The organism is Brevundimonas sp. (assembly GCF_044239655.1).
Classification (GTDB): Bacteria; Pseudomonadota; Alphaproteobacteria; order Caulobacterales; family Caulobacteraceae; genus Brevundimonas.
The window spans coordinates 12,460-29,618 of the sequence record NZ_JBIIAY010000027.1; the positions used below are offsets into that span (position 1 = coordinate 12,460).

The 17,159-nt window shown below is 67.7% G+C and carries 14 protein-coding genes; 9 read left to right on the top strand and 5 right to left on the bottom strand.

Translation table 11 applies throughout. The annotated features are described in order from the left end of the window. Positions 1–180: 180 nt before the first annotated feature. The 4 genes from ACILQR_RS05530 to ACILQR_RS05545 are packed head-to-tail and all read left to right on the top strand — an operon-like array spanning position 181 to position 4,117. Positions 181–894, top strand: a complete 714-nt coding sequence (locus ACILQR_RS05530; RefSeq protein ID WP_395650480.1) for a 2,3-diphosphoglycerate-dependent phosphoglycerate mutase — start codon at positions 181–183, stop codon at positions 892–894. Next, a complete protein-coding gene (locus ACILQR_RS05535; RefSeq protein WP_395650481.1) occupies positions 891–1,535 on the top strand; it encodes a bifunctional diaminohydroxyphosphoribosylaminopyrimidine deaminase/5-amino-6-(5-phosphoribosylamino)uracil reductase RibD in 645 nt (214 codons plus the stop codon). The genes ACILQR_RS05530 and ACILQR_RS05535 overlap by 4 nt, the downstream gene beginning before the upstream one ends. Before the next feature lie 60 nt (positions 1,536–1,595). Continuing rightward, positions 1,596–2,867, top strand: coding sequence for a pentapeptide repeat-containing protein (locus ACILQR_RS05540; protein ID WP_395650482.1), 1,272 nt, complete (start codon positions 1,596–1,598; stop codon positions 2,865–2,867). After that, the gene (locus ACILQR_RS05545; protein ID WP_395650483.1) at positions 2,864–4,117 is read left to right on the top strand and encodes a pentapeptide repeat-containing protein; all 1,254 of its coding nucleotides are present in this window, start codon (positions 2,864–2,866) and stop codon (positions 4,115–4,117) included. The genes ACILQR_RS05540 and ACILQR_RS05545 overlap by 4 nt, the downstream gene beginning before the upstream one ends. A gap of 123 nt (positions 4,118–4,240) precedes the next feature. Here ACILQR_RS05545 and ACILQR_RS05550 read toward each other — a convergent pair whose 3' ends face one another. Then, positions 4,241–4,711 (bottom strand): Hsp20 family protein, encoded by a 471-nt coding sequence (locus ACILQR_RS05550; protein ID WP_395650484.1) that lies wholly within the window; start codon positions 4,709–4,711, stop codon positions 4,241–4,243. A 241-nt stretch (positions 4,712–4,952) separates the two neighbouring features. Between ACILQR_RS05550 and ACILQR_RS05555 the strand changes: the two genes are divergently transcribed. From ACILQR_RS05555 to ACILQR_RS05565, 3 genes are all read left to right on the top strand, one after another. Further along, positions 4,953–5,774: a class I SAM-dependent methyltransferase gene (locus ACILQR_RS05555; RefSeq protein ID WP_395650485.1), complete on the top strand. Its 822-nt coding sequence runs from the start codon at positions 4,953–4,955 to the stop codon at positions 5,772–5,774. A gap of 87 nt (positions 5,775–5,861) precedes the next feature. Then, on the top strand, positions 5,862–6,776 hold the full coding sequence (locus tag ACILQR_RS05560; RefSeq protein WP_395650486.1) for a class I SAM-dependent methyltransferase: 915 nt from the start codon (positions 5,862–5,864) through the stop codon (positions 6,774–6,776). Further along, entirely contained in the window at positions 6,773–7,807 is a 1,035-nt protein-coding gene (locus ACILQR_RS05565; protein WP_395650487.1) for an alpha/beta fold hydrolase, read from the top strand. Before ACILQR_RS05560 ends, ACILQR_RS05565 begins: the two co-directional genes overlap by 4 nt. Before the next feature lie 446 nt (positions 7,808–8,253). Here the strand turns inward: ACILQR_RS05565 and ACILQR_RS05570 are convergent, their stop codons facing one another. The 4 genes from ACILQR_RS05570 to ACILQR_RS05585 all read right to left on the bottom strand — a co-directional run bounded on the left by ACILQR_RS05570 (position 8,254) and on the right by ACILQR_RS05585 (position 14,499). Then, the gene (locus ACILQR_RS05570) at positions 8,254–10,767 is read right to left on the bottom strand and encodes a TonB-dependent receptor (RefSeq protein ID WP_395650488.1); all 2,514 of its coding nucleotides are present in this window, start codon (positions 10,765–10,767) and stop codon (positions 8,254–8,256) included. A 317-nt stretch (positions 10,768–11,084) separates the two neighbouring features. Continuing rightward, complete coding sequence (gene msrA / locus ACILQR_RS05575) at positions 11,085–11,705, bottom strand: peptide-methionine (S)-S-oxide reductase MsrA (protein WP_395650489.1); 621 nt, start codon at positions 11,703–11,705, stop codon at positions 11,085–11,087. A 90-nt stretch (positions 11,706–11,795) separates the two neighbouring features. After that, complete coding sequence (locus ACILQR_RS05580; RefSeq protein ID WP_395650490.1) at positions 11,796–13,058, bottom strand: capsule biosynthesis protein; 1,263 nt, start codon at positions 13,056–13,058, stop codon at positions 11,796–11,798. 280 nt (positions 13,059–13,338) lie between these two features. Then, positions 13,339–14,499, bottom strand: a complete 1,161-nt coding sequence (locus ACILQR_RS05585) for an outer membrane beta-barrel protein (protein WP_395650491.1) — start codon at positions 14,497–14,499, stop codon at positions 13,339–13,341. Positions 14,500–14,709: 210 nt separating this feature from the next. On the opposite strand from ACILQR_RS05585, the gene ACILQR_RS05590 reads away from it, so the two are divergent. Continuing rightward, on the top strand, positions 14,710–15,618 hold the full coding sequence (locus ACILQR_RS05590; protein WP_395650492.1) for an SDR family NAD(P)-dependent oxidoreductase: 909 nt from the start codon (positions 14,710–14,712) through the stop codon (positions 15,616–15,618). A gap of 202 nt (positions 15,619–15,820) precedes the next feature. Continuing rightward, positions 15,821–17,023, top strand: a complete 1,203-nt coding sequence (locus ACILQR_RS05595) for an acetyl-CoA C-acyltransferase (protein WP_395650493.1) — start codon at positions 15,821–15,823, stop codon at positions 17,021–17,023. Positions 17,024–17,159 lie beyond the last annotated feature (136 nt).

A 17,159-nucleotide genomic window follows, 5' to 3' on the forward strand; every position in this document is an offset into this window, starting at 1 on the left:
CCGAGACCGGCCGCCCCTCGTGAAGGATCGCGCGGGTATAGCCAATGCCCCTACGGGTCACAACCAACCTGCTGAAAGTCCTCGGATTGCGACTTTCGGATGACACGGTTCGGTCCCGACCCGCTTGACCCCCGGCGAGGTGCGACCTACGCCGGGGCGCTGAACTTCGCGGAGCCGCCCATGCCTCGTCTGATCCTGTTGCGCCATGGCCAGAGCCAGTGGAACCTGGAAAACCGCTTTACCGGCTGGGTCGACGTCGATCTTACGCCTGAGGGCGAGGCCCAGGCGCGGCGGGGCGGCGAACTGATCGCCGATGCGGATTTCAGGCCGATCGTGATGTTCACCTCGGTGCTGACGCGCGCCAAACGCACCGGAGCCCTGGCCCTGCAATCGGCAGGGCTTGCCGGAGTGCCTGTCATCGAGGACTGGCGTCTGAACGAGCGGCACTATGGCGGCCTGACCGGGCTCGACAAGGCCGAGACGGCGGCGAAACACGGCGAGGATCAGGTCAAGGTCTGGCGCCGCAGCTATGACGTCCCGCCCCCGCCGCTGGCCCCCGGCGGTGAATGGGATTTCAACGCCGACCCCCGCTATGCCGGCCAGACCATTCCCGACACCGAGAGCCTGAAGACCACGCTCGACCGCGTCCTGCCCTACTGGAACGAGGCCATCGCCCCGCGCCTGAAGGCCGGCGAGGATGTGCTCATCACGGCCCACGGCAACTCGCTGCGGGCCATCGTCAAACTGCTGTTCGATGTGCCGGACGACCAGATCGTGGGCGTCGAGATTCCGACGGGGAATCCGCTGGAAATCACCCTGGGTGCCGACCTGAAGCCCACGGCGGCTCGGTATCTCGACGAAGGACGGGCCCAAGCCCTGCCGCCGGTCGCATGACGGCGTCATCCGGCGAGGGCGGATCCAACGATACCCAACACATGGGGCGGGCCATCGAACTGGCCCTGTCGCGGATGGGCGAGACCTGGCCGAACCCTGCCGTCGGCTGTGTGATCGTCAAGGACGACGTCGTGCTGTCCGAGGCGGCGACGGCGCCGGGCGGCCGTCCCCACGCCGAGGAACAGGCTGTGCCCGCCGCTGGCCCGGACGTTCGCGGCGCGACGGCCTATGTCACCCTGGAACCTTGCGGCGCGCGGTCGTCGGGCCGACAGTCCTGCGCCCAGTTCCTGGCCGAGGCCGGGATCGCGCGGGTGGTGGTGGCCTGTCTGGATCCGTCCCCCTTCGCCTCTGGTCGCGGCACCGAGCGGCTGCGCCAGGCGGGGCTCGCGGTCGAGACGGGGCTGCTGGGATCCGAGGCCCGGGTGCTGTGCGAGGGCTTCCTGCACCGGCTGGAAACGGGCCGGCCGATGGTCAAGGTCAGCGCCGACGGTGCCGGCTTCGACGCCCGCTTCGCTGCCTCGCCACGCGCTGATCTGGTCACCGAACTGCAACGGCTGGGCGAGGCTGGCTACACCCGCCTGTGGACCGGTCCCGGCGAACTGGCCGACGCCCTGTCGGCCCAGGGGTTGCTGACCGCCTGAGGGTGACAGAACGCTGATTGTGCAAGGCTTCCTTAAGTGAGCCGGGTGCAAGCTTCGACCATGACTCCGCTCGCCGAGCATCCACCGAGACGCCGCATCAGCCAGTCCGAGCTGAACGCGATCTGCGCGCGCCATGACCGGCTCTGGCAGGCCAGGCCGGGCGGGGCTCGCGCCGTCTTCGCCTGGATGGATATCTCGGGTCTGGTCCTGACCGGCCGGAACCTGGCCGATGCCGATTTCACCGCAGCCTGCCTGAGCGGGTGCGACCTGACCGGAGCCAAGCTCGACAACGCCATCTTCTTTGGGGCCGACCTGCAAGGTGCCAGCCTGACCGAGGCCAGTTTGCGACGGGCCGACCTTCGCGGCGCCTGTCTGCGCGGTGCCGACCTGTCGGGGGCCGATCTGTTCGAGGCCGATCTGCGCGAAGGGACCCTGGCCACGGCACGGCCCGAAGGGGGTTTCGCCATTGTCGAAGCGGCGCGGTCGCACGACACCCAGGCCCAGGGCGCCTGTCTGGCCGGGGCCAATCTGCAACGCTCGCGCCTGTCGGGGATCGCCGCCCAGGCGGCCGACTTCTCCAACGCGATCATGAAGGACTGCAAGCTGGTCCGGGCCAATCTGAAACAGGCCTGCTTCCGGGGCGCGGACCTGGCCGGTGCCGACATGTCGGGCGCGGACCTGTCAGGGGCCGACCTGCGCGACGCCGTCCTGGTGGGGGTAACGGCCGCGATGTGGCGCACCGACGGGGCCAACCTTGAAGGCGCCCTGACCGACGACCGGTCCTCCGGTTCGCGGATCGACGCCCTGCCCGCCGCCGACATGCTGCATGACCATGCGATCTGGTGCGAGACGGGCGGAGCCCAGGGACAGCCCTCGGTCTTCGACGACGTCGACCTGCGGCCGCTGCGGTCGATCACCGGCCTGAACCTGACCGCCCTGTCGGCCCGCCGCGCCGTCTTCTACGGGCTCGACATGGAGGGGGTGCAGCTTCAGGGTGCCCGCCTGGAAGGTGCAGACCTGCGTCAGGCCCATCTGCGCCGCGCCGACCTGCGGGGTGCCCGTCTGACCGGCGCGAAACTGTCGGGGGCGGATATGCGCGAGGCCCAGCTGGGCCCCTTGATGATCGGCCCCGACCGGTTGCTGGCCGCCGACCTGACCGGCGCGACTCTGAGAGGGGCCGATCTGGGTGGAGCCGATCTGCGCCGGGCCTGTCTGGCCGGCGCCGACCTGACCCGCGCCAACCTGCACGGGACGCAGACACGACATACCGATTTCGCCGGAGCGACCCTGACCGGCGTCAAGGGTCTGAATATCGAGGAGAAGGCCGCATGAGCGTAGTGCGACGCAAGCTGGGTCAAGGCGACCTGGATCTGTTCGTGACGGCCCACGTCCGCTTCGTCGAAGGCAAGTCGGGCGGCCGCCGCCTGTCGCTGAAATTCGTGGACCTGACCGGGCTGGACCTGACCGGCCGTCTGCTCGACGACGCCGACTTCACCGGATCCTCGCTGGAGGGGGTCAGGATGTCGGGCGCGCGGCTGGAACGGGCGATCCTGTTCGGCTGCGACCTGCGTGGTGCGGACCTGTCGGGGGCCTGTCTGCGGCGCGCCGACATCCGGGGCACCTGCCTCCAGGGGGCCAACCTCAGCCAGGCCGACCTGACCCAGGCGGACTTCCGCGAAGGCGTCATCGCCATCCCCCACGCCACCAAGGGGCTGGCGGAGATGAAGCATGAACAGCGGCCGGGCCTGGCCGACGGGGCCCGGTTCGCCGGCGCCACCCTGGACGGCTCGCGCTTCGAGGGCGTCAGCGCCTTCAAGGCCGACTTCACCGACTGTTCGATGAAGGGGGCCCGGCTGACGGGGGCAAACCTCAAGGATGCCGACCTGTCGGGTGCCATGCTCGAAGGGGCCGAGGTGGGCGGTGCCAACCTGGCCGGAGCCCGGCTGATCGGAGCCGACCTGTCGGGCGTGGTCATGGAAAGCGCTCGCCTGGACCGGACAGACATGACCGGCAGTCTGCGGGCGCCGAGCGCAGCCGCCATCGACCGCGCCGAGACCCTGATGGAGATGGCGCTGGACGCCAACGCCTGGGCCGAGAGCGGCGGCGAACTGGGGGCACCGGCCTGTTTCGACGGCGAGGATCTGCGTCCCCTCGGCGATCGCCTGACCGGGCTCAAGCTGCCGGCGCTCAGCGCCAGGGGGGCCTGTCTGGTCGGCTTCGACCTGCGCAAGATGTTCCTTCAGGGGGCCAATCTGGAGAACGCCGACCTGCGCGGGGCCGATCTGCGCGGGGCCGACCTGCGCGGGGCCCGGATGTCGGGCGCGATCCTCAACAAGGCGAACCTGGGCGGTGCCCAGCTGGGGCCCCTGCCTCTGGGGCCGACCCGGTCGATGCCGTCGGTCCTCAAGGGGGCTCGCCTGCGCTACGCCAGCCTTCATGGAACCGACCTGACGCGGGCCAATCTGGACGGAGCCGACCTGGCCGGAGCCGATTTCACCGGGGCGACGGTGATGGAGGCCACCTTCGTCGAGGCCCACCTCGACCATGCCCTGGGCCTGCCTGCCCAGCGGATCGCGGCATAGAAAAGGGGCGACGCACCGCGCCGCCCCCTCGCCTTCATTTGTGGCCTATCGCCCGTTAGCGCGACTTGAGGCAGGTATTTTGGGCCTGCCGCGCGTTCGCGCTACTTGAGGCCGGCCACGGGATTAAGCAGCGGCGGCTTCGCCTTCGATCAGACGCGCCGCGCCCGTGCCGATCTCGATGCGGCGGGGCTTGAGGGCCTCGGGCAGTTCGCGCTTCAGGCTGATGGACAGCAGGCCATTGTCCAGGTTCGCGTCGGTGACGATGACGTAGTCGGCCAGCTGGAACCGGCGCTCGAAATCGCGTTCGGCCAGGCCGCGGTGCAGATAGGTCTTCTGCGCGGCGGCGGCGTCGTCATTGGCGGCCTTCGTGCCGACGACGGTCAGCAGGTTTTCCTTGACCTCGAGCGACAGCTCGTCGGGCTTGAAGCCGGCGACGGCGATCTCGATCCGATAGGCGTTCTCGCCCGTCGTCTCGATATTGTAGGGCGGCCAGCCGTTTTCCTGGCTGGTGCGCGCGGCGCTTTCCAGAAGGCCTGCCAGACGGTCGAAGCCGACGGCCGAGCGATAGAGGGGTGTGAAGTCGATGGTACGCATGTCGATCTCCTGATCATCAGCAAGACGGAGCCGCCCCGCGTTTTGTGCCCGGGACGGCGGTGGGTGATCAAAGTTCCGGTCCCTGATGGGCCCCGGCGCTCTGGAAGGCCCGCGAGCGGCACCTTCGATTGACGATGTGGGAAACGGTTTTCGGCGCGCAAGAGGTCAGCTCAGGACGTTTCGCCGCCTTTCCTTCGCCGGCATGACCGGGCTATCTGGGGGCAACCCTCTGGAGTTCGCCATGCGCCTGATCGCCCCCGTCCTGATTTCCTGCGCCCTGCTGGCGGCCGTTCCCGCCGCTGCGCAGCAAGCCACCCGGCTCGACCTGCCGACCCTGGGCGAGACCCCGGCCCAGCGCGTCGCCCGTCGCGCCGCGATGACCCCGCCCGTGCTTCAGGAGGACGAGGCGTTGCAGGCGGCGATCGGGTCCGACACCCGTCCCGCCGCCGACGTCGCCCGCGACGGCCAGCGCCGCCCGTTGGAGACCCTGACCTTCTGGGGTCTGAACCCCGGCACAACCATCGTCGAGATCGAGCCCGGCGCGGCCGGCTGGTGGCGCAACATCCTCCAGCCCTATGCCACAGCGACCGGCGGAACCTATGTCGGGGTGGCCAAGCCGCTGGAGGGGATGGGGGTCGCCGACGGGACGGCCGACATCGTCATCGTGGCCCGCGCCCTGCACAACTGGGCCCGCGACGGCCGCACCGAGCCTTATCTGGCGGCCTTCTTCAAGGCGCTGAAGCCCGGCGGCATCCTCGCCATCGAGGAGCAACGCAGTGTCGACGGCATCAATGTCGCGACCGTCGCCTCCACCGGCTATGTGCCCGAAAGCTATGTGATCCACGCCGCCCAGGACGCCGGCTTCGTGCTGGAGGCGCGCAGCGAGCTGAACGCCAATGCGAAGGACGACCGCGACCACCCGTTCGGCGTCTGGACCCTGCCGCCCGCACGCCGCTCGGCCAACCGCGACGGCACGGGGGCCCTGACCCCGGAACAGCGCGCCGAGTACGATGCGATCGGCGAAGCGGACCGGATGACGCTGCGCTTCCGTAAACCGGGCTGACCCGCCCCTTTTGACCGCACGATAGAACCCCGTTAAGCCCTCACCCTTGGGCGGCCGTGGGTCAGCACGGTTGGGTGGGAGACCTTGATGGGACAGCGCGCGCCAACCTCGCGGACGACGCCCTCGCGGCGATCCATGCTGATGATGGCGGCGGCGACGCTGGTCCTGCCCAGCGCCTGTGACCGCAAGCCCGAACCCGCCGAGACCAAGGCCCCGGACACACCCGCCGGTCCGCCCGAAGGCACGCTGGAATGGGCCATCCAGGGGCCGTGGCGCGCCGCCGACCGGGTCCGCGATCCGGCGCGACACCCGATGGAGACGCTGCGTTTCTTCGGCCTTCAGCCCCGGATGACGGTGGTGGATTTCTGGCCCGGCAGCGGCTGGTACACCGAGATCCTGGCCCCCTATCTGTCGCGGGGTGAGGGCACCTATTATGCGGCGGGCTTCCCGACCGGGCCGGGAGCCGACCCGGCGCAGGCGGCCCTGATGGCCAACTACGAACAGCGGTTCACGGCCGATCCGAAACTGTATGGCGAGGTCAAATTCTCGGCCTTCGGACCGACGACCGGCGCGGTCGCTCCGGCCGGGTCGGCGGACCTGGTCCTGTTCATGCGCAACATCCATGCCTGGATGGCGGCCGGCATCGCCGAAAAGGCCTTCTCCGACGCTTTCGAGGCCCTGCGGCCCGCCGGGGTGCTGGGCATCGAACAGCATCGTCTGGCGCCGGACGAGGACCAGGACCCGTCCGCGGCCAACGGCTATGTCCAGGAGGCCTTCGTGCGCCAGCTTGCGGCCGAGGCGGGCTTTATTTTCGTGGCCTCCTCGGAAATCAACGCGAATGCAACGGATACCAAGGATCATCCGTTCGGCGTCGAAACCCTGCCGCCCCAGCGTCTGACGGCGCCGCAGGGTCAGGCGCCCGACCCGACGTTCGACCGCAGCAAATACGATGCGATCGGCGAAAGCGACCGCATGACCTTGAAGTTCAGGAAGCCTGAGTGAACCGAGCCCAAGCCTTCGCCGCCCAGGCCCCCCTGATGGGGGTTCCGGGTGCCTCCTCGCCTCCGGGCGGACAGGGTGACTGGTTCCGGGGCGCCGGGGGCTTGCGGCTGCGCGCCGCGTTCTGGACGCCGTCGGCCATGGTGGCCAAGAAGCCCCGCGGCACGGTCATCCTGTCGCCCGGCCGCACCGAGCCGATCGAGAAATATTTCGAGGTGATCGGCAATTTTCTGGCCCGGGGTTTCTGCGTCCTGGCCCACGACTGGCGTGGACAGGGACTGTCGGCGCGGCTGCTGCCCGACCGGCTGAAGGGCCATGCCCGCGCCGTCGAGGAGTTCCTGGACGACTATGACCGGCTGCTGAACGCCTTCGAGACCCGCGCGCCCAAGCCCTGGATCATGGTCGGCCATTCGATGGGGGCGGCGCTGAACCTGCTGACGCTCGAGAACGGGGAGAACCGCTTTTCGGGAGCCGTCCTGGTCGGACCGATGCTGCGCATCAAGACCGGCAAGCGGTCGATGTGGTCGGTCAAGCTGGCCGTGCGCTGGAACCTGCGTCACGGCAAGGCCGGCGAGTTCGTGCTGGACGATGCCGACGACCCCTTCGACCACACCTTCGAGAAGGACGCCCTGACCTCGGACGAGGGCCGTTACGAGCTGTGGCGTCAGCAGCTTTACGCATGTCCGCATCTGGCCGTCGGTGGCCCGACCTGGGGTTGGCTGGCCTTTGCGCTGGACGCCGGCGAGCGCGCGCTCAAGCCCAAGGCCCTGAAAGCCGTCAAGATCCCGACCACCTTCGTCCAGGCGGGCGAGGATGACCGGGTCTGGAAACAGACCAACAAATGGGCGGCCAAACGGCTGGGCCGGGGTCGTTATGTCGAGGTTCCGGGGGCCAAGCACGAGGTCATCATGGAGACCGACGACCTGCGCGCCCATTTCCTGAGCGAGTTCGACGCCATGGCCGACTATATCTCGCCGGTCGAGGACCTGCGCCCCCTGCCCCAGCCCGACGACGCCGAGGTCGGCGCGGCCTGAGCCCTCCGCTCCTTCCGGTGAAGTCGGAACGGAACAGGGTCGCGCAAGCGGGTTGCTGACGCGAGCTGCGTTGGCGGTGGCGCAGCGAAAACACACCGCCAAACCGCCAAGCCGCCACGAGCGGCTCAGCGAAAACAATGACTTATCCGGGGGTCGTCGGGGACGACCGCCAAATCTGTCGGTTCTCACCCTGGTCGCGGTGAGCCACTGGACCTGCACATTTCAAAGACCTGTCGATCGATGTGGGCACGTCGCGATGCAGGCGCAAGATTCGCGCAAGAATTTAATCCTATATCCTCGACCGGACGTCGGCAGACCGCGCCGGGCCGGCGCGGTCTTCACGACCCGATGTCGATCTGACCTCAAACCGCCAGGCCAAAGAAGACAGCAAAAAGGGGCCGCGATCGCTCGCGGCCCCTTTCGCAGTCTGATCAGGCAGCGTGTCCTTAGAAGGAGACGCGCAGGCTGGCCATGACGGTGCGCGGAGCACCGACACCGGCGAAGCGACGGCCGTAGCCGAGCTGGCCCGGGGTCGCCGAAGCGCCCGTGCCCAGGTTGGCGTAGTAGTCTTCGTCCGTGACGTTGGTGACGTTGAACTGCATGTAGGTGCCTTCCAGGCCGAAGGTGGCCAGGTCGAAGCGGGCGTCCATGTCGACGATCGTATAGGCGTCGGTCTTCAGGTCGTTGACGTCGGTCACCCAGCGTTCGCCGGTGTACTTGGCCTGAACCCCGGCCGAGAACACGTCGTTGAACTTGTAGCTGGCGCGGGCCGAGAACATTTCCTCAGGCGTTTCCACCTGCTTCTTGCCCTTGGTCTGCAGTTGGGCTCCGGCGGCGTTGAAGACGTAGTTGTCTTGCAGTTCGCTGTCGAGGAACGAGGCCGTGGCGTACAGGCTCAGGTTCTCGATCGGCTCCCAGCCCACCGAGAACTCGGCGCCCATCGATTCCACCGAACCCACGTTGCGGTCCACGAAGGTGTCCAGGTCGGGGTCGAAGGTCGAGACGATGCGGTTGTCGAACTGGTTCGAGAACACCGAGGCCTGAACGACCAGGGTCGAGGCCGTGTAGCGGTAGCCCAGGTCGATGTTCTTGGACTCTTCGGGCTGGACCGTCGGATTGCCGATCGAGCCGTCGGCCAGACGACGCACGACATACAGGCTGTCGGTACGCGGGGCCGACAGGGATTCGCCGTAGCTGGCGAACACCGAATGACCGTCGCCGAAGCGGTAGGTCGCACCGACGTTGGGCAGGATGTCGTCGTACTTCTTCGTCAGCGAATAGGGACGGATGTACTGGGTCGTCGAGGTGCCGAAGGTCACGTTGCCGTTGGCCAGGGGCGCGTTCGGGACCTGGCTGGTGCAGAGCACGTTCGAGGACGAGTTCTGCGAGAAGCAGTTCTGGTTCAGCTCACGCTCGAAGAAGGGCGCGCGAACGCCGATGTTCACCGTCAGGGCGTCGGCCAGGAAGCGGCCGCGATATTCCAGCGAGAACTGGTTCAGCATGGCGATCGACTTGCGGTCGCGGGCCTGCAGCTCATAGCCGTCCAGGTTGGTGACGCGGTTGTCCTCGTCATTACGACCACCGAACACGTCGACGAAGACCGGCTTGGTCGGGATGGTGAAGTCAACGAAGCCGTAGTGACCGTTCTGGCGGTGACGACCCCAGTCCAGCGCATAGGCGGCGCGCAGGCGATGGCTGTCGTTCAGGTCCCAGATCAGCGAGGAGTTCAGGCCATAGCGATGGGTGTTGGTGTTCGACGGCGTCATGACGCGTACGCTGTCGAGGATGTCGCCGTCGCCGTTCAGATCGACGCCGCCCGTGGTGCGGGTGCCGCGCAGCAGCTGGTTGGTTTCCGACAGGACCGCCTGCTGGGTGCCGCCGTTGGCCAGGGTGTACTGGAACGACGGGTCGATCGTCAGGACCAGGCCGTCCATCAGGGTGAAGCGCGAGTTGCCGCGGATGTTGCCCGTGTTGGACGGGTTGACCCGCAGACCCCAGTAGCCGGTGCCGTTGGTGTCGAGGTCGGCGACGCCCGTCCGGACGGTCGGCGCGACATAGGTGCGGTCGAAGTCGATGTTCCAGCCGAACGGGTTGGCCGGATCGTTGACCTGATCACCGCAGACCTGGGTCCGGGCGACGTCGCAGAAGCCGGTCGAGGTAGCCAGGTTCGGGCCGTTGTAGTTGTTGTTGCGGTTCTCGTTGTAGTGACCCGACAGGGCGACGAAGTCGCCGTTGTCGCCCAGCGGCTGATAGATGCGGCCGTTGAACTGGGTCTTCTCCAGCTCGCCGATGCCCTTGAACTTGTCATAGTTCTGGTACGAGACGGCGAACCAGGCCGTGGTGCCCCAGGGGCCGACTTCGCCGGTGTCGACGAGGCCCATGATGCGGCGATAGTTGAAGTCACCCAGCGAACCCTGGACCCAGCCACCGAAGTCCGCGGCCGGACGGCGCGTGACGTAGTTGATGGTGCCGCCGGTCGCCGAAGCGGTCGGGCTGTCGACGTCGGTCGAGCCGGTGTTGACCGAGGCGCGCTCGATCAGTTCCGGGTCCAGCTGCTGGTTGGTGTAGGTGGCGTAGTTGCCGGTGTCGTTCAGCGGGATACCGTCGAAGGTCAGCGAGACGCGGTTGCCGTCGAAGCCGCGCAGACGGATGTTGCCGCCCGACGACCCGTAGGGGTCGGCGTTGGTGAAGCTGAGGCCCGGCGTCAGGTTCAGGACCTGCAGGATGGTCTGACCGGCCTGCTGGGTGGCGATGAATTCCTGGTTGATGGTGTTGCGGGTCTTGGCGACCGTCTCGGCGACAGCGACGCCGGCGGTGGCCGGACCGCGCGCGCCCGTGACGACGACGGATTCGACTTCGGTCGCTTCGGTGCCGGTCGATTGAGCGGAGGCGGCGCCGGCGGCGAGCATGCCGGTAAAGAGGGCGGTCGTCGCCCAGAACACGCGTTTGCGGTTCATCATGGTTTCTGTATCCCCAGAAAGATGCGGGCCAATGCCCATGCCCGGCGAAAAGGAGGCAGCCGGTCGAAATCTCGCCCCGTCTACGTCCCGTATTGGAACGAGCGACGACAGTGATGTGACAGTGATATGACAAGGCCACAGGGTGACCCTTGGGCCACAGTCCTTTTGGGGCTACCGCGCGTCGCGCTACTTGAGCCCGAGGGGGCTACCGCGCGGTCGCGCGACTTGAGCCCGAGAGGCCTACCGCCACAGGCTGCGTGGCTTTGGCGGGCACCGCTGGCAGCGGATGCTGCGCCTTCTGGAACGGGGCTGGTACTTTACGCGCCCCAGACCTGCCTCAGGCGGGCGGCACGACCGCAGAAGCGGGTATAGCCGCCGTAGCGGACCGGGTTCAGGCGGGCGAAGTCCTGGTGGTAGGCCTCGGCCGGCCAGAAGCGGGCGGCGTCGCGCACGGGTGTGACGAAGCGACGCGCGCCGATCACGGCGACCGCCGCCTGACGCGAGGCGAGGGCGGCGGGCTTCTGGGCGGAAGTGGCGAAGACGGCGGTGGCGTAGGGGGCACCCTGGTCGCAGAACTGTCCGTCGGGATCGGTCGGATCGATGGTGCGCCAGAACCGGTCGACCAGCTGGCGATAGCTGGTACGGGCCGGATCGAAAGTGACCTGGACAGCTTCCAGGTGGCCGGTGTCGCCTCGCACCACCTGATCATAGGTGGGATTGGCCAACCGCCCACCTGCAAAGCCCGACACGGCGGAGACCACGCCCGGCATACGCTCGAAATTCGCCTCTACGGACCAGAAACAGCCGCCGGCGAAGACCGCGACCTCGCGCCGGCCGCTGTCGGTCCCCGACGCCTGGGCCGAAGCGGGCGGGGCAGCCGGTGAACAGGCCGTCGCGGCGGCGATGGCTGCGGCGATCAGGAGGGATCGAAGGGACATGGCGGGGCTCCGAGAAGCGAAAGGACGGCGTCTGCAATCAGATACGTCCGTCCCGGCCCTTCGGATACATCGTCCGACCGTTCAGCCGGGTCAGCGGCGCTTGCGGCCCTGGAAGGCGTCGGCGATGGCCTGGGCGGTCGGGCCCAGGGCGCGCGGCTCGTGATAGTTGCCGTTCAGCTGGCTGCGCGCGATCACATGGGCGCGGAAGCGGTGGAACAGGTCCGAATCCGGCGTGGCGGGCCGGGTCCAGAAGCCGTCCAGCGGTTGCTGGTCCGTCAGGCCGTCGAAGTCGAAGAAGGCCTCGCCCAGCACCTTGACCGGAGTGTGGAAACCCAGGGCCGACAGGGCGGCGCTGGAGTTGTTGACCACCATCCCCAGGGACGCGCGGCACAGCTGGGCCAGATTGCCGCCGTCGATGAAGTCGACCCGGCTCTCCAACCCCCGGTCCACCGCCAGCCGATAGGTGATCCGGCCCAGATCGACCAGGCCGGGATCCAGCGGATGGTTCTTGACGATCAGCCGGGCATCCTTGGGCGCATGGGCGGCAAAGCTGGTCATCACTTCGGCCAGGAAGGCGGTGTTGTCGGCGAAATGCGAATAGCGGAGCAGCTGGGCGTCGCCCTCGCGTTGCAGGCAGGCGATGAAGAAGGGGCCCTTGCGGCGGATGGCTACGGGATCGCAGGCATCGCTCCGCTGGAAGGCCAGGCCGATGTAGCGGCGGATATGGCCCGCGCACTGAAGCCAGGGCGCGACGGTGTAGGGGGCCTTGTAGCGCGGGAACAGCCAACGGCCCGGCAGCTGGATCAGGTGATACAGGCTGATGTTCAGCACATGGTGGGGCAGGATCTTGCCGACCGCGCGGGTCACCGGAATCTCGGGCGTCGGCGGCTCATAGGCGTGGCGGGTGCGCGGCAAGTTGGACGAGGCGTTGACGCCGTTCCTTTCCAGCGTGACCCAATCGGGGCGGAAATAGCCGTTCTCGAGCACCCAGACGGTGGCCGAGAACCGTTCGACGTCGCGCAGGACGGCCTGGTTGTAGGCCCCGCCCTCACCGAACACGACGATGTCCGTATAGTCCGGGGCCATGGCGTCCAGGGCGGCGGGCCATGCCGTCGCCTCGCCCTTGAACTGAATTCCGCCCGGGCCGCGCCAATAGAGCAGGTCGCCGGCATTGAGCAGCATCCGCGACACCTCGGCACCGCGCGCCCGCAGGGTCTCGGCCAGGACGCGGCCGAAGGGCCCGAAGGGCGCCGTGACGATCAGGAACCGGCGGCCGGCCAACCCGAGGGCGTCGACGACCGTGCTCTCTGAGGCCGGGACCTCGGGATAATCAGGATCGAGACTGGCGAGCAAACCTGTAAATTCCTGAGCTCAGCACGGCGGTTCATCTTCCTAGAGGCCGCAGACGCCGCATGGCAAGGCTCGCGACGCCCCCTCTCGCAGAACTTGTCGAATCCGTCATGTCAGCGGCGGATTTGTGACGCAGAAACCCGTTCTGAAACGGCCGTTTCCGGAAAAAACGCTCGCCAGGACTGAAATCAAACGAAAAATCACCGGCCGCGTGAGCGACCGGCGATTCTTCAGTATCAGATCGTCCAGGCCGGGACCGCGGCGAAACGCGGTCCCGTTCGTCCTAGAAGTTGATGTCGATCGTGGCGCGACGGTTCAGCGGCTCGCGCACGCCGTCGGCCGTGGCCTTGGCGAGTTGCGTTTCACCCACGCCGTTCAGCGACAGGATGCCGCCGGGGACGCCTTGGGCGACCAGGGCGTCAGCCGTGGTGCGGGCACGACGGTTCGACAGGCCGATGTTGTAGGCGGCCGAGCCGGAGGTGTCGGCGTGGCCGACGACCAGGACGCGTGTCGGACGACCGGACTTGGCGTAGTTGGCCGCCGAGGTGATGACCGTGCGGGCTTCCGGCGTCAGGTCCGAGCGATCCCAGTCGAAGTAGACCACGAACTCACGACGCACGGGGCCCTGAACGGGAGCCGGGGGCGGCGGGGGCGGGGGCGCGACGACCGGCGGAGCGGGCGGCGGGACGTAGGGCGGGGGCGGCGGTGCGACCGGCTCGGCGTCGGGGCCGAAGGCGTAACGCAGGCCCAGGGTCACGGTGTGCGAGGAGTCGTAGTCGCCTTCCATCGTGCCTTGCGAGAAGGCCGCGACCGACGAGTTCGTGAAGAACTCGGCGTCGCCCGTCAGGTAGCGATAGGTCAGGTCGATGTTGGCGCGGTCCGAAACGGCCCAGGCCAGACCCGCGATGGCTTGCGCCGCGAACTTGGTGGACGAGTCGTCGGCGGCGAAGCCGACCGTGCGGTTGTTGCGGTGACGGCCGATCAGGTCGGTGTTGACGTGGTTCACACCGGCACCCAGGCCGACGAAGGGACGGATGCCCCAGTATTCCCAGCCGAAGTCATAGATGACGTTGGCCATCAGGGTCGTCGAGGTGATGTCACCTTCGGGCGAGTAGCAGGGACCGATGGCGGGGTCTAGATTGCAGACGCCGTTCGGGCCGGTCGAGGCGCGGACGCGGCCGACATCGCCAGAGCGATATCCACCTTCAAGTTCAACGCGCCAGTTCGGGTTGAACCGGTAACCCAGGCGCCCGAAAGCGGCCCAGCCGTCGTTGACCTCGAAATGGAAATTGTTGCCGGTGGTGGCCGACTCCATGACCATGTCGCGGTCCATGTGATGGTAGCCGGCGTCAACGGCACCGTACCAGCCGTCGGGCTCAGCCGCCGCAGCACCGGCTGCGAACAGCCCCGCAACAGCAACACTCGCGAGAAGTTTCAGCTTCATGGTCGTCCTCATACAAAGATAATGTCGATGGGCCTCGCTTGCCGCGAAGCACTCGACTGCGGGAACGGCGACCCGTGTGCAGGGTTCCGTACCCATCCACATTTTGAACCTGAATGTGGCGACTGTGGCGCCATTTCAACACATCCGGCGCTCTTGGCTTACGTAACGGCGCACGCTTAAACGCGGTTCAAAGCTTCAAGGAGGATGACCATGGCAATCCGGTTCGACGGCAAGGTGGCGATCGTGACGGGCGCAGGCGGCGGCCTGGGCCGACAGCACGCCCTGGCGCTGGCGGCACGAGGGGCCAGGGTGGTGGTCAACGACCTGGGGGTCGCGCGGGACGGCGAAGGCTCGTCCGCTTCACCCGCCCAGTCGGTCGTCGCCGAGATCGTCGCGGCGGGCGGCGAGGCCATCGCCAACGGGGCCTCGGTCACCGATCCGGTCGCGGTCCAGGCCATGGTCGACGAAGCGGTCGCCCGATGGGGCTCCGTCGATATCCTGGTCAACAATGCCGGCGTCCTGCGCGACAAGTCGTTCGCCAAGATGACGCTGGAGGATTTCCGCTTCGTCGTCGACGTCCACCTGATGGGGGCGGTCAACTGCACCAAGGCAGTCTGGGACGGGATGCGGGCGCGGAACTATGGCCGCATCGTCATGACCACCTCGTCGTCGGGCCTGTACGGCAACTTCGGCCAGGCCAACTACGGCGCGGCCAAGATGGCACTGGTCGGCCTGATGCAGACCCTGTCGATCGAGGGGGCCAAGAACAACATCAAGGTCAACTGCCTGGCCCCGACCGCCCACACCCGCATGACCGAGGACCTGGGTGCCGCCTTGCCGCTCGAGGCCTTGGGGCCCGAACTGGTGTCGCCGGGCCTGCTGTATCTCGTCAGCGAGGACGCCCCCAGCCGCGTCATCCTGGCCGCCGGTGCCGGCGGCTTCGAGCGCGCCTATGTCACGATCACGCAAGGGCACTATGCGACGGGCCCGGACGCGCTGGAACAGATCGCCGACCGTTTCGACGCCATCTCGGACCGCACGGGCGAGATCGTGCCCGAGATGGGTGCCGCCCAGGGGATGATCGAACTGACCAAGGCGCAGAAATATCATGGCGGCTGAGGCCGTCGCGCCCACGCTCGGTTTGCTCTGCCTCGAGACTTGAAACGCATGCCGACTTGCGTTGACGCCACGGCAGGTGCGTAGGTTCGTACGAAAGTGCGCGAACCCGGACACAGAAGCCGGACGCGAAGAGGAAACCCGCGCTCAAGCAGTGAGGCTCCGCGAGCCGAACGGTAGCGCCCTAGAACAAGGATGCATCCCCATGCGTGAAGCCGTTATCGTCTCGACCGCCCGGACCCCGATCGGCCGCGCCTATCGCGGGGCCTTCAACGACACCGCGCCCCAGCAACTGGGCGCTCATGCGGTCAGGCATGCGGTCGCCCGCGCCGGTGTCGATCCCGCCGAGATCGAGGACGTCGTCATGGGCGCGGCCCTGCAACAGGGCGGCACCGGCACCAATGTCGCGCGTCAGGTTGCCCTGGCCGCCGGACTGCCGGCCTCGGTCCCGGGCATGAGCCTGGACCGCCAGTGCGCCTCGGGCCTGATGGGGATCGCCACGGCGGCCAAACAGGTGGTCTTCGATCAGATGAAGATGGCGGTCGGGGGCGGGCTGGAGTCCATCTCCCTGGTCCAGAACCAGCACATGAACCTGTACCGGATGAAGGACGAAGAGCTTCTGAAGCTCTCGCCCCACATCTATATGTCGATGCTGGAGACCGCCGAGGTGGTGTCGCGCCGCTATGGCATTTCGCGCGACCGCCAGGACGAATACGCCCTGCGCTCGCAGCAGCGCACGGCGGCGGCCCAGGACGCCGGTCGGTTCGACGCCGAGATCGTGCCGATGACCACCACCATGCAGGTGATGGACAAGGCGACAGGCCAGGCCTCGGCCAGGGAAGTGACCCTGTCCAGGGACGAAGGCAACCGCGCCGACACCACGCTGGAAGGCCTGAAATCGCTGAAGACCGTCTTTGGCGGCGGCGAGGAGATCCAGCAGGGCGAGTTCATCACGGCGGGCAATGCGTCCCAGCTGTCGGACGGGGCCTCCGCCTGCGTCATCATGGAGGCGGGTGAAGCCGTGAAGCGTGCGCTCCAGCCGCTCGGTGCCTATCGCGGCATGGCGGTCGCGGGGTGCGAGCCTGACGAGATGGGGATCGGGCCGGTCTACGCCGTGCCGATCCTGCTGCGCCGGCACGGTCTGACCGTCGACGACATCGGCATCTGGGAGCTGAACGAGGCCTTCGCGGCGCAGGTGCTGCACTGCCAGGACGTGCTGGGCATTCCCGACGATCGGCTGAACGTCTCGGGCGGCGCCATCTCGATCGGCCACCCCTACGGCATGTCGGGTGCCCGGATGACCGGCCACGTCCTGATCGAGGGCAAGCGGCGCGGCGCGAAATACGGCGTCGTCACCATGTGCATCGGCGGCGGCATGGGTGCAGCGGGCCTGTTCGAAATCTACTGATCCAATCCTCCCCCCTTGGGGGAGGTGGCTCGAAGCGAAGCGGAGAGACGGAGGGGGCCAGGGCCAAGAGCGGCGTTTGCGTTCAGGCCCCCCCCCCCCGGGGCCGGGCCCCCCCCCCCCACGGGGGGGGGTTTTG